This window comes from Aliiroseovarius sp., assembly GCF_965228805.1.
Lineage (GTDB): Bacteria > Pseudomonadota > Alphaproteobacteria > Rhodobacterales > Rhodobacteraceae > JASBTN01.
This window is the reverse complement of record NZ_CBDDIE010000003.1, coordinates 843,772-860,091: the sequence shown is the minus strand read 5'-3', so window position 1 is coordinate 860,091 and position 16,320 is coordinate 843,772. Positions and strand designations below refer to the sequence as shown.

Sequence of the window (16,320 nt, the reverse complement as noted above, 5' to 3'; positions counted from 1 at the left end):
CGTAACAATTCGTTAGGATTGGGAAAAACTGCGGAAACCTTTGCACCTGAAATTTTTTGTGGTCAGGCTGCTGGGCAAAACGGCTCGCGCAGTCATGAACGTCGGACAGACCGACGGTGGGAGGACAATTTGGCACAAGAACTAGCCGCCGCAGGCGCGTTTGCTTCCATTCCGGCATTGCTTGCCCGGAATGTGAAGGAATTCGGGAACCGCCCGGCTTACCGCGAAAAAGAATTCGGGATCTGGCAGAGCTGGACCTGGGCCGAGGCGGCCGAGGAAATCCAGAACCTCGCGCTGGGTCTTATGGCTTTGGGCATCAACAAGGGCGACCACGTCGCCATCATCGGCCGCAACCGCCCGGCCCATTACTGGGCCATGGTCGCCGCACAGAAATGCGGGGCCGTGCCGGTGCCGCTGTATCAGGATGCCGTCGTCGACGAGATGGAATACGTGCTGGAACATTGCGGCGCGCGTTTCGTCATCTGTGGTGACCAGGAACAGGTCGACAAGGTGATCGAGGTCCAGGACAAGATCCACCACATCGAACATGTCGTCTATTACGACAAGCGCGGCATGCGCAAATACGACCACAGCCACCTGAACTGGTATCACGACATCCAGGAGGAAGGCCGCGTTGCCCACCACCGCCTGGAAGGCGAGATGGCCGAACGTGAGGCCGAGCTGGATTACGACAGCACCTGCGTGATGCTCTATACCTCGGGCACCACCGGCAAGCCCAAGGGCGTGGTCCTGTCGAACCGCAACATCATCGAAAGCGCAAAGAACTCGTCCGAGTTCGACGCCCTGTCGCCTGGTGAGGACATCCTGGCCTATCTGCCGATGGCTTGGGTGGGCGACTTCATCTTCTCGCTGGGTCAGGCCATGTGGTGCGGCTTCTGCGTGAACTGCCCGGAAAGCGCGGACACGATGATGACCGACCTGCGCGAGATCGGGCCGACCTACTACTTCGCCCCGCCGCGCGTGTTCGAAACGCAGCTGACCAACGTCATGATCCGCATGAATGACTCGGGCGATCTGAAATACGCGATCTTCCACCACTTCATGGAGTTCGCGAAGGGCGGGATCGGCGAGAAATACGGCATGCCGAAGCGCCGCCTGGCCAAGCCGGACATGAAACGCCGGGTAAAGACCGCGTGGAAATATGCCATGGGCATCGGTTTCGCGATGGAGACCATCGTCGAAAACGCCGTGCGCCTGGGCTTTGCCAAGCTGCGCCACGGCAAGAACGTGCGCAATCACTTCAAGGCGAAGGACCCGATCCTTCTGAACCTCTATCGCGGCAACCTGCGCGATTACTTCAAGTATCGCATGGGCAACGTGCTGGTCTACGGCCCCTTGAAGGACACGCTGGGCTTTGGCCGCATCCGGGTGGGTTACACTGCCGGTGAAGCGATCGGCCCCGAGATCTTCGAGTTCTACCGCTCGCTGGGGATCAACCTGAAACAGCTCTATGGTCAGACCGAGGCCACCGTGTTCATCACCGTGCAGCCGGATGGCGAAGTGCGCAATGACACGGTCGGCGTGCCCGCCCCGGGGGTCGAGATCAACATCGCCGAGAATGGCGAGATCTTCTATCGCTCCCCCGGCACCTTCGTCGAGTATTACAACAACCCGGACTCGACCAAATCCACCAAGGATGAGGAAGGCTGGGTGGCGACCGGTGACGCGGGCTTCTTCGACAAGAAGACCGGGCACCTGCGCATCATCGACCGCGCCAAGGACGTGGGCAAGATGGCCGATGGCCGGATGTTCGCGCCCAAGTACGTTGAAAACAAACTGAAGTTCTACCCGGACATCCTGGAAGCGGTGGTCTTCGGCAATGGCCGCGACATGTGCACGGCCTTCATCAACATCGACCTGACCGCCGTCGGCAACTGGGCCGAACGCAACAACATCGCCTATGCTTCCTACCAGGAACTGGCGGGCCATCCGCGGGTGCTGGAGACGATCCAGGAGCATGTGGAGACCGTCAACAAGTCGGTGGCCGAGGACGAGATGCTGTCGGGCTGCCAGATCCACCGCTTCCTGGTCCTGCACAAGGAACTGGACGCGGATGACGGCGAAATGACCCGGACCCGCAAGGTGCGCCGCGTGGTGGTCGAGGACAAGTATTCGCCGCTGATCGACGCGCTCTACACCGGCAAATCGGAACAGTTCATCGAAACCGAAGTGACCTATGAGGACGGCCGCAAGGGCGCGATCAAGGCCACGCTGGATATCCGCGATGCCGCGGTGGTGGACAGCAAACAGGGGATGGCCGCGGAATGATGGATGCAGTGAACATGAGCACCGATGCAAACCCGGCCATGAGCCCGGACAGCTATGTCACCGAGGATGGCCGCACCATTGGCGGCGTGGTGATGGACCTCAAGAACATTACCCTGCGCTTTGGCGGTGTGGTCGCGATCAAGGATATCTCCTTCGACATCCGCGAAGGCGAGATCCGCGCGATCATCGGCCCGAACGGCGCCGGTAAGTCCTCGATGCTGAACGTCATCTCGGGCTTCTACAAGCCGCAGGAAGGCGAGGTTTGGTTCCGTGGTGCGAAACGCCCGCCGATGAAACCTTACCAGGTGGCGCAGCAGGGCTTGGCCCGGACCTTCCAGAACATCGCCCTGTTCGACGGCATGTCCGTTCTGGACAACATCATGACCGGTCGCCTGAACTACATGAAAACCAACATGTTTCAGCAGGCCATGTGGTGGGGCAAAGCCGAGCGCGAAGAGCTGGAAAACCGCGAGAAGGTCGAGAAGGTGATCGACTTCCTCGAGATCCAGCACATCCGCAAGACGCCGGTCGGTCGCCTGCCCTACGGGTTGAAGAAACGCGTGGAACTGGCCCGGGCGCTCGCCGCCGAACCGTCGCTGCTTCTGCTCGACGAACCGATGGCTGGCATGAACGTCGAAGAGAAAGAGGACATGAGCCGCTTCATCCTCGACGTGAATGACGAATTCGGCACCACCATCGCCCTGATCGAACACGACATGGGCGTGGTCATGGACCTGTCCGACCGTGTGGTCGTGATGGATTACGGCAAGAAAATCGGGGACGGCACGCCGGACGAGGTGCGCAACAACCAGGATGTGATCGACGCCTATCTTGGCGTGGCGCACGATTGAGGCGGGGGAAGACATGCCTACACAACTTCTTTACGCGATAGAGGTCACCCTGAACGGTCTGATGGCCGGGGTGCTCTATGCGCTTGTCGCGCTGGGTTTCGTCCTGATCTTCAAGGCGTCCGGCATTTTCAACTACGCCCAGGGCGTCATGGCGCTGTTCGCGGCGATGACCCTGGTCGGCATCCAGAAGGGCCAGGTGCCCTTTGCCCACCTGATCAACGCGGTGCTGGGCACGGAAATCCACCATTTCGGCTGGCATGTGCCGGCGGTTCTGGCGATCCTGCTGACCGCCTGCGTCATGGTGCTATTCGCCTGGATTGTCGAGAAATACATCCTGCACCACCTGGTCGGTCAGCCGGATATCATCCTGTTCATGGCGACCATCGGTCTGGCCTATTTCATGGAAGGTTTCGGCGACATCATGTGGGGCTCGGAAATCAAGACCCTCGACGTCGGCCTGCCGCAGGGCGGTTCATTCTGGATCGAAGAAAATACGGCCTGGCTGGGCGGCGATGACTTCTATGGCTTCTTCATCGACCAACTGGACATTGTTGCGGCCCTGGTCGCGGTTGTCCTGGTGGCCTCGCTGGTGGCGTTCTCGCAATACACCAAACAGGGCCGCGCCATGCGCGCCGTGGCCGATGACCACCAGGCCGCCCTGTCGGTCGGCATCTCGCTGCGCTTCATCTGGGTTCTGGTCTGGTCGCTGGCCGGTTTCGTGGCCCTGGTCGCGGGCATCATGTGGGGCGCCAAGTCGGGTGTTCAGTTCTCGCTGTCCCTGATCGCGCTGAAAGCCCTGCCGGTTCTGATGCTGGGTGGCTTTACCTCGATCCCCGGCGCCATCGTCGGCGGCCTGATCATCGGTGTGGGCGAGAAACTGTTCGAGTTTGCCATCGGTGCGCCCTTCCTGGGCGGTGCTACTGAAAACTGGTTCGCCTATATGCTGGCGCTTCTCTTCCTCGTGTTCCGGCCGCAGGGCCTGTTCGGCGAAAAGATCATCGAGAGGGTCTGATACATGTTCTACCGTGAAGCTGGAGACTTCAAAACGTCCTATCGCGAGGACAACCAGACCTTTCCGATCCGCCTGGATCGTGCCGGATACTGGACTGCCATCGCCGTCGCCTTCCTGGTGATCCCGTTCTTCGTGAACGACTACTGGGTGAACTCGGTCTTCGCACCGTTCTTCATCTACGCGATTGCCGCGCTGGGGCTGAACATCCTGACCGGTTACGCCGGGCAGGTCAGCCTGGGCACGGGCGGATTCATGGCGGTGGGGGCCTATGCCTGCTACAAGCTGATGGTCGCCTTCCCCGAGATCTCGATCGTGATCCATGTGCTGCTGGCCGGTGGGATCACCGCCATGGTCGGGGTCGCCTTCGGCCTGCCGTCGCTGCGGATCAAGGGGTTCTACCTGGCCGTGGCCACCCTGGCCGCTCAGTTCTTTCTGGTCTGGCTGTTCAACAAGGTGCCGTGGTTCTACAACTATTCGGCCTCGGGTCAGATCAACGCGCCGGAACGCACCGTGTTCGGTATCATCGTCACCGGTCCCAACACCGAAGCCTGGGCCAAATATCTGATCTGCCTGGTGTTCCTGGTGTTCGTGGCCTGGATTGCGCGCAACCTGACGCGCGGCATGACCGGGCGCAAGTGGATGGGCATTCGCGACATGGACATCGCCGCCGAGATCATCGGGGTGAACCCGCTGATGGCCAAGCTGACGGCCTTTGCGGTCAGCTCGTTCTTCGTCGGCATCGCCGGTGCGCTGTTCTTCTCGGTCTACCTGGGCGCGGCGGAAGTCGGTGAAGCCTTCGGCATCCAGAAGTCGTTCCTGATCCTGTTCATGATCATCATCGGCGGCCTGGGCTCGATCTTCGGCAGCTTCGCCGGCGCGGCCTTCATGGTCCTCCTGCCGGTGCTTCTGAAGAACACGCTGGTGGGTGGCCTGGGCTGGCCCACAGACCTGGCGGCCCACCTGGAGTTCATCATCGTCGGCGGTCTGATCATCGTCTTCCTGATCCTCGAGCCGCACGGGCTGGCGCAGCTGTGGCGCCTGACCAAGGAGAAACTGAGATTGTGGCCCTTCCCGCACTAAGCGGGCAGGCGCCACTACCCGAGTTCGCGACCCGGTGGAGGTCGGGCGCGGAAAATTTGCAAACCTAGGGAGGAAAGCAAAAATGAAATTGAAGAAACTCGCAACGGTAGCCGTCGCTACCATGATGGTCGGCGCCCCGGCGATGGCGGACCTGGTGTTCCCCTCGCTCAGCTATCGCACTGGCCCCTATGCCGCCGGTGGCATCCCCTACGCCGACGGTTATGCCGACTATTTCACGCTGCTGAACGAGCGTGACGGTGGCATCGGTGGCGTTCCGGTCAACGTGATCGAATGCGAAACCGGCTACAACACCGAGAAGGGCGTTGAATGCTACGAGTCGACCAAGGGCGAAGGTGCGCTGGTCTACAACCCGCTGTCGACCGGTATCACCTACCAGCTGATCCCCAAGGTGACCGCGGATAACATCCCGCTCTACACCCCGGGCTACGGCCGTACCTCGGCTGCGAACGGCAACGTGTTCAGCCACGTGTTCAACTTCCCGGCCAACTACTGGAACGGCGCCTCGCTGGCGGTGAACCACCTGCTGGAAATCAACGGTGGTGACCTGAGCGGCAAGTCGATCGCGCTGGTGTTCCACAACTCCGCCTACGGCAAGGAACCGATCCGCACGCTGGAAGGCCTGGCCGAAAAGCACGGGTTCAAGTTCACCGCGATCCCGGTTGACCACCCGGGTCAGGAACAGAAGTCGCAGTGGCTGCAGATCCGCCGCGAAAAGCCCGACTATGTCCTGATGTGGGGCTGGGGCGTGATGAACCAGGTCGCGATCCAGGAAGCCGCCAACATCCGCTTCCCGATGGAGAACTTCATCGGCGTGTGGTGGTCGGGTGGTGACCATGACGTGACCCCGGCCGGCGCCAAGGCGCAGGGCTACAAGGCCGTGACCTTCCACGGTGTGGGTTCGGATTACCCGGTCTTTGCCGACATCCAGAAATACGTCGTGGACAGCGGCAAGGCTGCCGGCGCCGGCGACAACATCGGCAAGGCGATCTACAACCGTGGCGTCTATGCCGCCATGCTGATGGCGGAAGCTGCCCGCAAGGCGCAGGAAATCCACGGCACCGCGGACATCACCCCGGCGATGATGCGCGACGGCATGGAAGCGCTGCAGATCACCGATGAACGCATGGCCGAACTGGGCATGGGCGGCTTTGGCCCCTCGTTCGAAGTCAGCTGTGCCAACCACGGCGGTCCGGGCACCGGTGCGATCCAGCAGTGGGACGCTTCGGCTGGAAAATGGTCGCTGATCTCGGATTTCGGCGGGTCGGACATGGATGTGATCCAGCCGCTGATCGACGAAGATTCGGCCGCCTACGCCGCCGAGAACAACATCGCGGGCCAGTGCCAGTAAGCATCTGCCTGTGAAAGACACGTTCGGGCCTTCGGGCCCGGACACCCCTCAACGAATTACTACAGGACGACCAACATGCTGGACGCCGGTAAGACCGAAGAGACCCTTCTGGAGGTCAACAATATCGAGGTGATCTACAATCACGTGATCCTCGTGTTGAAGGGCGTGAGCCTGTCGGTGCCCAAGGGCGGTATCACCGCGCTTCTGGGCGGCAACGGGGCGGGTAAGACCACCACGCTCAAGGCCATTTCCAACCTGCTGCATTCCGAACGCGGCGAAGTCACCAAGGGCACGATCGAGTACCGCGGTGAAAACGTTGCAGCGCAGAGCCCCTCGGCCCTGGTGGAACGCGGCGTGATCCAGGTGATGGAAGGCCGCCATTGTTTCGAACACCTGACCGTCGAGGAAAACCTGCTGACCGGTGCCTACACCCGCAAGGATGGGCGCGCCGAGATCGCCAAGGACCTTGAAATGGTCTACCACTACTTCCCGCGCCTCAAGGAACGCCGCAAATCGCAGGCGGGCTATACCTCGGGCGGGGAACAGCAGATGGTCGCGATGGGCCGCGCTTTGATGAGCCGCCCGGAAACGGTGCTGCTGGACGAACCCTCGATGGGTCTGGCCCCGCAGTTGGTGGAACAGATCTTCGAGATCGTGAAATCGGTGAATGAGAACGAGGGTGTGACCTTCCTTCTGGCCGAACAGAACACCAACGTCGCACTGCGCTATGCCCACTATGGCTATATCCTGGAATCGGGTCGCGTGGTGATGGACGGCCCCGCCCAGGAACTGCGCGAAAACCCGGATGTGAAGGAATTCTACCTGGGCATGTCGGACGAGGGTCGCAAGAGCTTCCGCGACGTGCGCTCCTACCGCCGCCGGAAGCGTTGGCTGTCGTAATGACCCCGAAAACCGGTCATATCAGGGCGTGTTTCGGCACGTCGCCGGGCGGGGTGTGTCTGCCGTCAGGCCAGATGTCAGGCGACGTCTCAGGCCACCTGGGCGCGCAGCGCGTCCAGCTCGGCGACCGCCTCGGCGCGGGAATGCAGCGGGTGGATGGCGACGACCTGGTCGTTTTCCAACGCGGCTTCACCGTAGCGCACCTGGCCCAGGCTGAAGCCCAGGCGCAGCCGTTTGGCGGCGCGCGATTGGCTCAGCCAGGCGGTCTGCTCGACGCTGAGCCCCTCGGTATTGATCAGGAAGAACCACTTGCGGCCGGTCTCGGCCAGCAGCGCGGAGAGCGTGTCATAGACCACGTTCACGTCACCGGAATGGCGCAGGCTCAACCCGCTCAGGTCGATCTCGGCCACGCGGGCCGCCTCGTCCAGCCGCAAGCGCGTGGCGACCTGCGCCGCGTCGTATTGCGGCGTGCGGTCGAGTTTGGGCAGGCGCAGGGACGGGAGCTGGGCAATGCGCGCCAGCGCCGCCTCGCGGGAGGCAAAGAGGTTCGGGTTGAACGCTTCCGTGCCCGCCGTGCGCGCCAGCTCGTCCCGGGTCATGTCGCTGTCGTCCAGCTTGACCGTGCCCATCGAGTATTTCTTGGTCAGCGCCTTGCCGCGACGGCTCTGGGTCACCCAGGCAAAGCTGTCCACGCGCAGGTCGGTGACGTTCAGAAGCACGAACCACTTGTCCCAGTCGCTGGCGGCAAGCTGGGCCTCGATCTGATCGTAGAGTGCGTTCACCTCGGCGCCCGAACCCAGGAACAGGTTCGAGAAATCAAGCTCCACCGTTTCGGTGGTCTCATCAAAGCGAATGCGGTTGGCCAAATCGATTGTCATCGCGTGGTCCCTTCTGCGTTGCCGCGGAATATAGCCCACACAACCCCCAGTATACAATTGCATGCGGTGCATGGCCGGGTTTCCCCCGCCGAAAGGCTCCGCAGCACCCCCAGCAGGAAGGGTCACTGTCATGTCTGAGTATTTCGACGCTCTGGAAACCCGTTCGGCGGATGAGCGCGCCGCCGCCCTGGCCAGCGCCCTGCCCGACCAGATCGCCCGCGCCAAGGCGCTGTCGGGCTATGGTTCTCTGGCGGATGTCGATCCTGCGACGGTGACCTCGGCCGAGGCGCTGGCAGCCCTGCCGGTGCTGCGCAAGTCGGAAATCGGCAAAGCCCAGGCGGCGGATGGCCCGCTGGGCGGCTATGCCGCGCTGCCCGCGCACAAGTTTGCCCATATCTTCCAGTCGCCCGGTCCGATCTATGAACCTGGTGGGGCGGATCATGATTGGTGGCGCATGGGGCGGTTCCTGAACGCCTGCGGCATCGGCGAGGGTGACATTGTGCAGAACTGTTTCGGCTATCACCTGACGCCTGCTGGCATGATCTTTGAAAATGGCGCGCGCGCGGTGGGGGCTGCTGTGGTGCCCGCAGGCGTCGGCCAGACCGAGCTGCAAGTGCGCGCCGCCGCCGATATCGGCACCACGGCCTATGCGGGCACGCCCGATTACCTGAAGGTGATCCTGGACCGCGCCGATGCGGAAGGCGTGAAACTGAAAATCACCAAGGCCGCCGTGGGCGGGGGCGCCCTGTTCCCCTCGCTGCGCCAGGAATATGCCGACCGCGGCATCACCTGCCTGCAAAGCTATGCCACCGCCGACCTGGGCAACATCGCCTATGAGAGCCCGGCGATGGAGGGTATGATCGCGGACGAGGGCGTGATCGTCGAGATCGTGCGCCCCGGCACCGGCGATCCGGTCGCGCCGGGCGAGGTGGGCGAGGTCGTGGTGACCACGCTGAACCCCGACTACCCGCTCATTCGCTTTGCCACCGGCGACCTGTCCGCCGTCATGGCGGGGACCAGCCCCTGTGGCCGTACCAACATGCGTATCAAGGGCTGGATGGGCCGCGCCGACCAGACCACCAAGATCAAGGGCATGTTTGTGCGCCCCGAACAGGTCGCGGCCTTCGTCGCCAAACACGAGGACGTGGCGAAGGCCCGGGTCATCGCCGCCCGTGAAGGCGAAAGCGACGTGATGCTGGTCAAGATCGAGACCAACAAGACCGACGCCGCCGCCTATGGCGCCTCGATCATCGAGAGCCTGAAGCTGAAGGCCAAGGTCGAGCTGGTCGCGCCGGGCTCGCTGCCCAATGACGGCAAGGTCATCGAGGATACGCGCAGCTACGACTGACGCGTTCGTTAACGCGCGGCCAACCCGCCTTGCGGTCGCGTGTTGGGGTTTCCTCCCCGGAAAGGCCCTGTGGCATTGCGCTGCGGGGTCTTTCTCGTGCACCCTGCGGGCATGTCTTTTCAGAATGATTTGATCCGCTACGGGCTGCACAAGTTTTCGCAGAAGGGCGACCGGGTGCTGGTTGGGCTGGGCGTGGACAAGGCAACGGGCCGGGAGGCGACCGGCATGCTGGGCACCCATATCGAGGCGATTTCCTTTCTTGAGGCGTCCGAACAGGTGGCCCTGATCGAACGCTTCGCCGCCTCGCCCTATGCGGCCACGGTCAAGCGCATGTCCATCGGCACGTCCCATGACTACGCCCAGGGCCACAACCCGCCCTATGACTTCGCGCCCGCCATTGCCGCTTTCAGCACCGGTGCGTACCCGGCGTTGGAGGTGCTGGCGCTGGGCGACATGGAGAAACTGTTCAACGGTCACAGCTACTACGGCAAGCTTGGGGCGGTGGATGATGCGCTGGCTACCTGTCCCTCCCTGCGGGAGTTGTCGCTCTACGGCCAAGCGATTTTGTCAAAACCGGTCACGCACAAACGGCTGGAAAAGCTCGCGCTCTGGGCGGATGAGATCGGTGTGTCGGGTGGGCCGATTGATCCCGATACCGTAACTGCCTTCCTGACCTCGGACCTCCCGCGTCTGGCAGAGGCGGATTTTGAACTGGACGAAGGCGAGCGGGACTTCCTCTATGACCTGCCCGAGGACTTCCTGGCGGGCCGCACCCTGCCAAAGCTGAAAACGCTGAACATCGACTGCCTGATGCCGCAGTCCGAGGCCGCGCTGGAGGACTGGCGCGCGCGCCGGGGCAGGGGGCTGATCGGCAGGCTTCTCGGGCGGTGATCCGCCGCACGGGCCTCTTTCACGGCTTTGTGCATTGAAACAGCACGGGCGCGGGGCCATTTGGGCGAAAACCCCGTGTTGGAGAGCCGCCCGTGTCCAAGTCCGAACTGACCCGCCGTAGCCTGCTGATCACCGCTGGGGGCGCCCTGAGCGCCACGGCCTTGCGCGCCCAGACCGCGCCTGTTGACACGGCCGCCCAGCCACTCGCCGCGCCCGAGATCGCGCGGCGCAATATCTCGTCCTTCCGGACGCAGAACTGGCAGGACCATTTCGAGACACTAGGCGTGGGCTGCCTGTTGGCGGATATCACCAGCAGGGCAGTGCATTACTGGGGCGGAGATGAGCAGACCTACCGCCTCTACCCTTCATCAATCCCGCGCAGCGAGGAGCTGACCAAACGCGGTTATACCGAGGTGGTGCGCAAACGGGAAAACCCCAGCTGGACGCCGACCGCCTCAATGCGTGAGGAGTTTCCGAACCTGCCGATCCGCATGGAGGGCGGTGACCCCGGAAATCCGCTGGGCACACGCGCCATGTACCTGACCTGGCCCGCCTATCTGGTGCACGGCACCCATGACACGCGCAAGATCGGGCGGCAAAGCTCGTCCGGCTGTATCGGGCTCTACAACAGCCACGTCGAGGAGCTTTATGCGCTGGTGAAGATCGGCACACAGGTACGGCTTCTGTAAGCCGCCCGCGCGCACGGCAAGTTGCATACAGACAAAAGAAAAGACCCGCCGGGTTTCCCCAGCGGGCCTTTTTCATAAGCTCGGCTATCTTAACCCTGACGGGCCTTGAAGCGGCGCTGCGTCTTGTTGATCACGTAGACGCGGCCTTTACGGCGCACCACGCGGCAGTCGCGATGCCGGTTCTTCAGCGAGCGGAGCGAGTTGCGGACTTTCATGTGCCCTTCTCCTTTTCCCGGCGCGCATGCGCCTTGTTGCCGTTTGCCGGATCTCTCCGACGGTTCATGGTGGGCGATACTGGGATCGAACCAGTGACCCCTTCGATGTCAACGAAGTGCTCTACCGCTGAGCTAATCGCCCGGAATTTCTGACTGAACCCGGTATGCGGCCCGGGCCCAAACAACGCGACGCGGGACTGACCCGCGCCGGTTTGAGGGTCTATAAAAGGAGTCGCCGCCGGGTTCAAGGGCTTTTGATGCAGGAAATTTTGCTTTTATATGGGGGTGAAGGAAGATGCATGCCAAACACGCCCTTTAGCCTGAAGATGCCCCGTATCCGCACCACCGGTGTGGTGTTCGCCTCGCCCCATAGCGGGCGGGACTATTCGCGTGCCTTTCTGAAGGCATCTGTGCTGGATGACCATACGATTCGGTCCTCCGAGGACGCTTTCGTCGATCAGCTTTTTGCCGCGGCTCCGGAACATGGCGCGCCCTTGCTGTCCGCCAATGCACCGCGCGCCTATGTCGATCTGAACCGTGGGGCCGAGGAGTTGGACCCTGCCCTGATTCGCGGCGTGCCGAAACGCCCGGGCCACAACCCGCGCGTGGCCTCCGGGCTGGGCGTGATTCCCCGTGTGGTGGCCGGGGGGCGGGCAATCTATCGCGGCAAGATGACCCTGGGCGATGCGCAGGCGCGACTGACCGAGGTCTGGCACCCGTACCACGACCGTCTCACCCGCTTGTTGGAGGAAAGCCGCCGCCTGTTCGGCCAGGCGATCCTGTTTGATTGCCATTCGATGCCGCATGAGGCGATCGAAAGCCTCAGCCGCCGCGGCAAATCGCGACCTGAAATTGTGCTCGGCGACCGGTTCGGCGCCTCGGCGGCGTCAGGGATCGTTGACCGGGTCGAAGCGGCGTTTGTTGCCGCCGGGTTCGCGGTGGCCCGCAACGCGCCCTTTGCCGGGGCCTATATGGCGCAGCATTACGGTCGCCCGGCGCGGGGCCAGCATGTGGTGCAGATCGAGATCGACCGCGCGCTTTACATGAACGAAGGCTTCATCCGCCCGAACGGCAATTTCAACAACCTGCAGCGCCAGCTGACCACGATCATGGCGGAACTGGCCGAGATGGGTCGGCCGGAGCTGCCCCTGGCGGCCGAATAGGGCTCAGGGCTCGATCTCGGCGACAACCTCGCCCCGCCATTTGTTCAGCGCCCGCTGCAGCTTGTCCGACTTGGCGCGATAGTCCCCGTCCATCAGGCGAAAGGCCTCGCTTTTCTGGCCAGCAAGCGCCAGCGCGGCGACTTCATGGGCGGCCCGGTGAAATTCCGCATGCAGGCGCTTGGTCACCTGGTAGGGCTTGCCCGCCTTGGTGGCATCGTCGATCTCGGGCCCGTAGAGCCATTTGCCGAAGGCACATTTGTTGTCGCAGCCGATGTCTTCCAGGGGCGTTTCGCTATGGCCCCGGTTGATCGTGGTGGTCAATTTCAGCTTCCAGGCGCCATGCGCGGCGACGGCGGACTGGATTTCATTTTTCAGCTTGGTCTTGTCCATACGGATGTCCCTTGTTTGTCCCAAAACCCGCAATGACGCGGTTGTGCAAACCTGCGGGCCAGGAAACAGACTTATGCGAATGTCTGAAAATTTCGTTGCCCGCCAAGCGCAATTCGCGTTTTCAATCTGGGGTTTAGAGGATGGCCCGCCCCTTGAGGATCGCCCCGTCACCAAACCGCGCGCGGATCGCGTCCGTGGCCTTTTCCGCCGCGCGCCGCTGTGCCGCCTGCGGATCCAGAAGGTCGCCCGCGCTGTCCGCTGCCTCGGCCGAGCCCAAATCACTGATCCCCACGCCGATCAGGCGGAACGGGCCTTCATTCGCCACCGTAGCAAACAGTTCGCGTGCGGTGCGATAGATGCGGTCGGCGCTTTGCGTCAGGTCCGGCAGGCTAACCCGGCGGCTCAGCGCGGAATGGTTCGCGCGTTTCAGCTTCACCGTGACCACCCGCCCGGCGGATCCCTTGGCCTTGGCCCGATCCGCGACCTTTTCCGACAGGCGCCAGAGGTGACCGTCCAAAATGTCAGGGTCCGAAGTGTCCTCGAAAAACGTGGTTTCGTTCGAGATCGACTTCATCGGCGCATGGGCCGAGACCCGACGATGATCCTGACCGCGCGCGAGATTCCACAGCCGGTCCCCCATCGAGCCGAAGCGGTCATGCAGGTCGCGTTTCTCCCATCTCAGAAGGTCGGTAAAGGTGCGAATCCCTGCCTTGTCCAGGCTGGCCTGCGCCGCTGGACCCACGCCCCAGATCAGCCGCACCGGCTTGTCGTGCAGAAACGCGGCCGTCTCGGCCTTACCGATGATCGAGAATCCGCGCGGCTTGTCGAGGTCCGAGGCGATCTTGGCCAGGAACTTGTTGTGGGACAGGCCGATGGAGCCAGACAGGCCCAACTCGTCCTCCATGCGTTTCACCAGCCGCGCCAGCATCACCGCAGGCGGGTGGCCGTGCAATTTCTCGGTCCCGGTCATGTCCAGAAAGGCCTCGTCCAGCGACAGGGGTTCGATCGCGGGGGTCAGCTCGTCCATCAGCGCGCGGATCTGTTTCGACACGGCGGCGTAGTGGCTGCCCCGCGGCTTGATCACCACCGCGTCGGGGCAGAGCTTCAGCGCCTGGAACATCGGCATGGCAGACCGCACCCCGCGAATCCGTGCTACGTAACAGGCGGTCGACACCACCCCGCGTTTGCCGCCGCCGATGATTACCGGCTTGTCCATCAGCTCGGGATTGTCGCGCTTCTCAACGCTCGCATAGAAGGCGTCGCAATCCATATGCGCGACCTTCAGGGAAAACAGCTCGGGATGCGACAAGACACGCGGAGACCGGCAGGAGGGGCAACGCCGTCCTCCCTCGAAGGTGGTCAAACAGTCTCGACACAGCGCGGGCATGGGACGAATATACATCCGGACAGTGGAGGGAGCCATGGGCAACGAACCGGATTTCAGCGGTGCCAAGCTGGTCTGTCTGATTGGTGACAGGCTGCTGACACTGCTGCGCGATGACCGACCTGACATTCCCTATCCCGACCATTGGGACCTGCCCGGTGGCGGGCGCGAAGGTGCGGAAAGCGCCGAGGCCTGCGTGCTGCGTGAAACCCGTGAGGAATTCGGTCTGCATCTGACCGCGGATGCCCTGGCCTGGCGCCGATGGTTCCATAGCCCGACCGTGCCCGGCACATGCTCCGCCTGGTTCGCGGCCCGCCTGCCAGCTGGGGTCGAGGGGCAAATTCGCTTCGGCAATGAAGGGCAGCGCTGGGCGCTGATGGACCCTGACATCTGGCTGGACCATGACAAGGTGGTGCCCCACTTTCCCGCCCGCGTGCGCGAAGCTCTGGCAGGCATCACGCAAGCGCTTGAAAACAAGGGCTGACTGCCCCATATCTGGACCATTGAAACCCACATAAGAACGGGAGTTACCATGCGGGAAGAGGACATTATCGGGCTGTTGGGCAGTGCAAGCATCGTGCCGCTGCTGCTGGGCCTTTTCATCATCATCTGTGTTTTCCTGGCCGTGCGCATCGTGCCGCAGAGCCAGAAGTTCGTGGTTGAACGCTTTGGTCGACTGCAATCGGTGCTGGGCCCGGGCATCAACTTCATCGTGCCCTTCCTGGACCGCGTGCGTCACCGCGTGTCGATTCTGGAACGTCAGCTGCCCACAGCCAGCCAGGACGCAATCACCAAGGACAACGTGCTGGTGCAGGTCGAAACCTCGGTCTTCTACCGTATTCTGGAGCCTGAAAAGACCGTCTATCGTATCCGCGACGTGGACGCGGCGATTGCCACCACCGTGGCGGGGATCGTGCGTGCGGGCATTGGCGAGATGGACCTGGATGAGGTGCAATCGAACCGCCAGCAGCTGATCGAACGCATCAAGATGCAGGTGGCCGATGCCGTCGATGACTGGGGCATCGAGGTCACCCGGGCCGAGATCCTGGACGTGAATCTGGACGCCGCCACCCGCGAGGCGATGCTGCAGCAGCTGAACGCCGAACGCGCCCGCCGCGCCCAGGTGACCGAGGCCGAGGGTCAGCGCCGTGCGGTCGAACTGGCGGCCGATGCCGAGCTTTACGCCGCCCAGAAGGAAGCCGAAGCACGCCGCATCACCGCCGATGCCGAGGCCTATGCGACCGAGGTCGTGGCCAAGGCAATCAAGGAAAACGGTATCGAGGCCGCGCAATATCAGGTTGCCTTGAAACAGGTCGAAGCGCTGACCGCCGTGGGTGCGGGCGAAGGCAAGTCCACCGTTATCGTACCTGCAAATGCGCTGGATGCCTTTGGTGACGCGTTCAAGCTGCTGAAAGGACTGCCGAAATGATCTGGGACATCTGGTGGGTCTGGGTCGCGGTCGGCCTGACCCTGGCGATCCTCGAAATCTTTGCCCCCGGCTTCATCTTCCTGGGCTTCGCCATTGGCGCGGCCCTGGTCGGCGGGCTGATCGCATTGGGGCTCGGCCTGTCCTTGCCGTGGCTGCTGGTTGTCTTTGGTGTCGTGTCTCTGGTTGCCTGGATTGTCATGCGACGCGCTTTCGGTGTGCGCAAGGGCCAGGTGAAGACCTGGGACACGGATATCAACGAGAACTGAGTGGTATATTGATGGGCGCCTCCCCCTCGGGACGCCCACCCGCCCTCCCCGTCCCGAGGGGGAGGCGCGGAGCCGGGATGTAATGTGAAAAGACCCCAGATCGGTAACGGGCTGGGGTCTTTCTTATGTGGACAACTGTCAAGTGTACAGCCAATGCTGCGGTTGC

17 protein-coding genes and 1 tRNA gene are annotated in these 16,320 nt (G+C 62.7%); 13 read left to right on the top strand and 5 right to left on the bottom strand.

Annotation, left to right across the window (positions count from 1 at the left end; all coding sequences use genetic code 11):
* Positions 1-129: 129 nt before the first annotated feature.
* The 6 genes from ACO07D_RS05405 to ACO07D_RS05380 all read left to right on the top strand — a co-directional run bounded on the left by ACO07D_RS05405 (position 130) and on the right by ACO07D_RS05380 (position 7,501).
* Positions 130-2,289, top strand: coding sequence for an AMP-binding protein (locus ACO07D_RS05405; protein WP_421701927.1), 2,160 nt, complete (start codon positions 130-132; stop codon positions 2,287-2,289).
* 38 nt (positions 2,290-2,327) lie between these two features.
* On the top strand, positions 2,328-3,140 hold the full coding sequence (locus ACO07D_RS05400; RefSeq protein ID WP_421704992.1) for an ABC transporter ATP-binding protein: 813 nt from the start codon (positions 2,328-2,330) through the stop codon (positions 3,138-3,140).
* A 13-nt stretch (positions 3,141-3,153) separates the two neighbouring features.
* Entirely contained in the window at positions 3,154-4,152 is a 999-nt protein-coding gene (locus ACO07D_RS05395; protein WP_421701926.1) for a branched-chain amino acid ABC transporter permease, read from the top strand.
* A gap of 3 nt (positions 4,153-4,155) precedes the next feature.
* Positions 4,156-5,232, top strand: a complete 1,077-nt coding sequence (locus tag ACO07D_RS05390; protein WP_421701925.1) for a branched-chain amino acid ABC transporter permease — start codon at positions 4,156-4,158, stop codon at positions 5,230-5,232.
* 82 nt (positions 5,233-5,314) lie between these two features.
* Positions 5,315-6,601 carry an ABC transporter substrate-binding protein gene (locus ACO07D_RS05385; protein ID WP_421701924.1) on the top strand — a complete coding sequence of 429 codons (1,287 nt, stop codon included), beginning with the start codon at positions 5,315-5,317 and terminating at the stop codon, positions 6,599-6,601.
* 75 nt (positions 6,602-6,676) lie between these two features.
* Entirely contained in the window at positions 6,677-7,501 is an 825-nt protein-coding gene (locus ACO07D_RS05380; protein WP_421701923.1) for an ABC transporter ATP-binding protein, read from the top strand.
* Positions 7,502-7,590: 89 nt separating this feature from the next.
* On the opposite strand, the gene ACO07D_RS05375 is transcribed toward ACO07D_RS05380, so the two are convergent.
* Entirely contained in the window at positions 7,591-8,379 is a 789-nt protein-coding gene (locus ACO07D_RS05375) for a hypothetical protein (protein ID WP_421701922.1), read from the bottom strand.
* 130 nt (positions 8,380-8,509) lie between these two features.
* Between ACO07D_RS05375 and ACO07D_RS05370 the strand changes: the two genes are divergently transcribed.
* From ACO07D_RS05370 to ACO07D_RS05360, 3 genes are all read left to right on the top strand, one after another.
* Complete coding sequence (locus ACO07D_RS05370) at positions 8,510-9,727, top strand: phenylacetate--CoA ligase family protein (RefSeq protein WP_421701921.1); 1,218 nt, start codon at positions 8,510-8,512, stop codon at positions 9,725-9,727.
* A gap of 111 nt (positions 9,728-9,838) precedes the next feature.
* Entirely contained in the window at positions 9,839-10,618 is a 780-nt protein-coding gene (locus ACO07D_RS05365; protein ID WP_421701920.1) for a hypothetical protein, read from the top strand.
* 92 nt (positions 10,619-10,710) lie between these two features.
* Positions 10,711-11,307, top strand: coding sequence for a L,D-transpeptidase (locus tag ACO07D_RS05360; protein WP_421701919.1), 597 nt, complete (start codon positions 10,711-10,713; stop codon positions 11,305-11,307).
* An 89-nt stretch (positions 11,308-11,396) separates the two neighbouring features.
* Here the strand turns inward: ACO07D_RS05360 and ykgO are convergent, their stop codons facing one another.
* Both ykgO and ACO07D_RS05350 read right to left on the bottom strand, forming a co-directional pair.
* The gene (ykgO, locus tag ACO07D_RS05355; RefSeq protein WP_005850168.1) at positions 11,397-11,522 is read right to left on the bottom strand and encodes a type B 50S ribosomal protein L36; all 126 of its coding nucleotides are present in this window, start codon (positions 11,520-11,522) and stop codon (positions 11,397-11,399) included.
* A gap of 67 nt (positions 11,523-11,589) precedes the next feature.
* Positions 11,590-11,664 (bottom strand) — tRNA-Val (locus ACO07D_RS05350).
* Between the two features lie 157 nt (positions 11,665-11,821).
* Between ACO07D_RS05350 and ACO07D_RS05345 the strand changes: the two genes are divergently transcribed.
* Positions 11,822-12,685, top strand: a complete 864-nt coding sequence (locus ACO07D_RS05345) for an N-formylglutamate amidohydrolase (RefSeq protein ID WP_421701918.1) — start codon at positions 11,822-11,824, stop codon at positions 12,683-12,685.
* Positions 12,686-12,688: 3 nt separating this feature from the next.
* Here ACO07D_RS05345 and ACO07D_RS05340 read toward each other — a convergent pair whose 3' ends face one another.
* Together ACO07D_RS05340 and ACO07D_RS05335 are read right to left on the bottom strand one after the other, a co-directional pair.
* The gene (locus ACO07D_RS05340) at positions 12,689-13,075 is read right to left on the bottom strand and encodes a CZB domain-containing protein (RefSeq protein ID WP_421701917.1); all 387 of its coding nucleotides are present in this window, start codon (positions 13,073-13,075) and stop codon (positions 12,689-12,691) included.
* 133 nt (positions 13,076-13,208) lie between these two features.
* Complete coding sequence (locus ACO07D_RS05335) at positions 13,209-14,462, bottom strand: DNA polymerase IV (RefSeq protein ID WP_421704991.1); 1,254 nt, start codon at positions 14,460-14,462, stop codon at positions 13,209-13,211.
* A gap of 34 nt (positions 14,463-14,496) precedes the next feature.
* On the opposite strand from ACO07D_RS05335, the gene ACO07D_RS05330 reads away from it, so the two are divergent.
* Genes ACO07D_RS05330 through ACO07D_RS05320 form a run of 3 tightly spaced genes read left to right on the top strand, consistent with a single transcriptional unit; the run spans position 14,497 to position 16,154 of the window.
* Positions 14,497-14,943 (top strand): NUDIX hydrolase, encoded by a 447-nt coding sequence (locus tag ACO07D_RS05330; RefSeq protein ID WP_421701916.1) that lies wholly within the window; start codon positions 14,497-14,499, stop codon positions 14,941-14,943.
* A gap of 48 nt (positions 14,944-14,991) precedes the next feature.
* Complete coding sequence (locus tag ACO07D_RS05325; protein ID WP_421701915.1) at positions 14,992-15,888, top strand: SPFH domain-containing protein; 897 nt, start codon at positions 14,992-14,994, stop codon at positions 15,886-15,888.
* On the top strand, positions 15,885-16,154 hold the full coding sequence (locus tag ACO07D_RS05320) for an NfeD family protein (protein WP_421701914.1): 270 nt from the start codon (positions 15,885-15,887) through the stop codon (positions 16,152-16,154). Before ACO07D_RS05325 ends, ACO07D_RS05320 begins: the two co-directional genes overlap by 4 nt.
* Positions 16,155-16,320 lie beyond the last annotated feature (166 nt).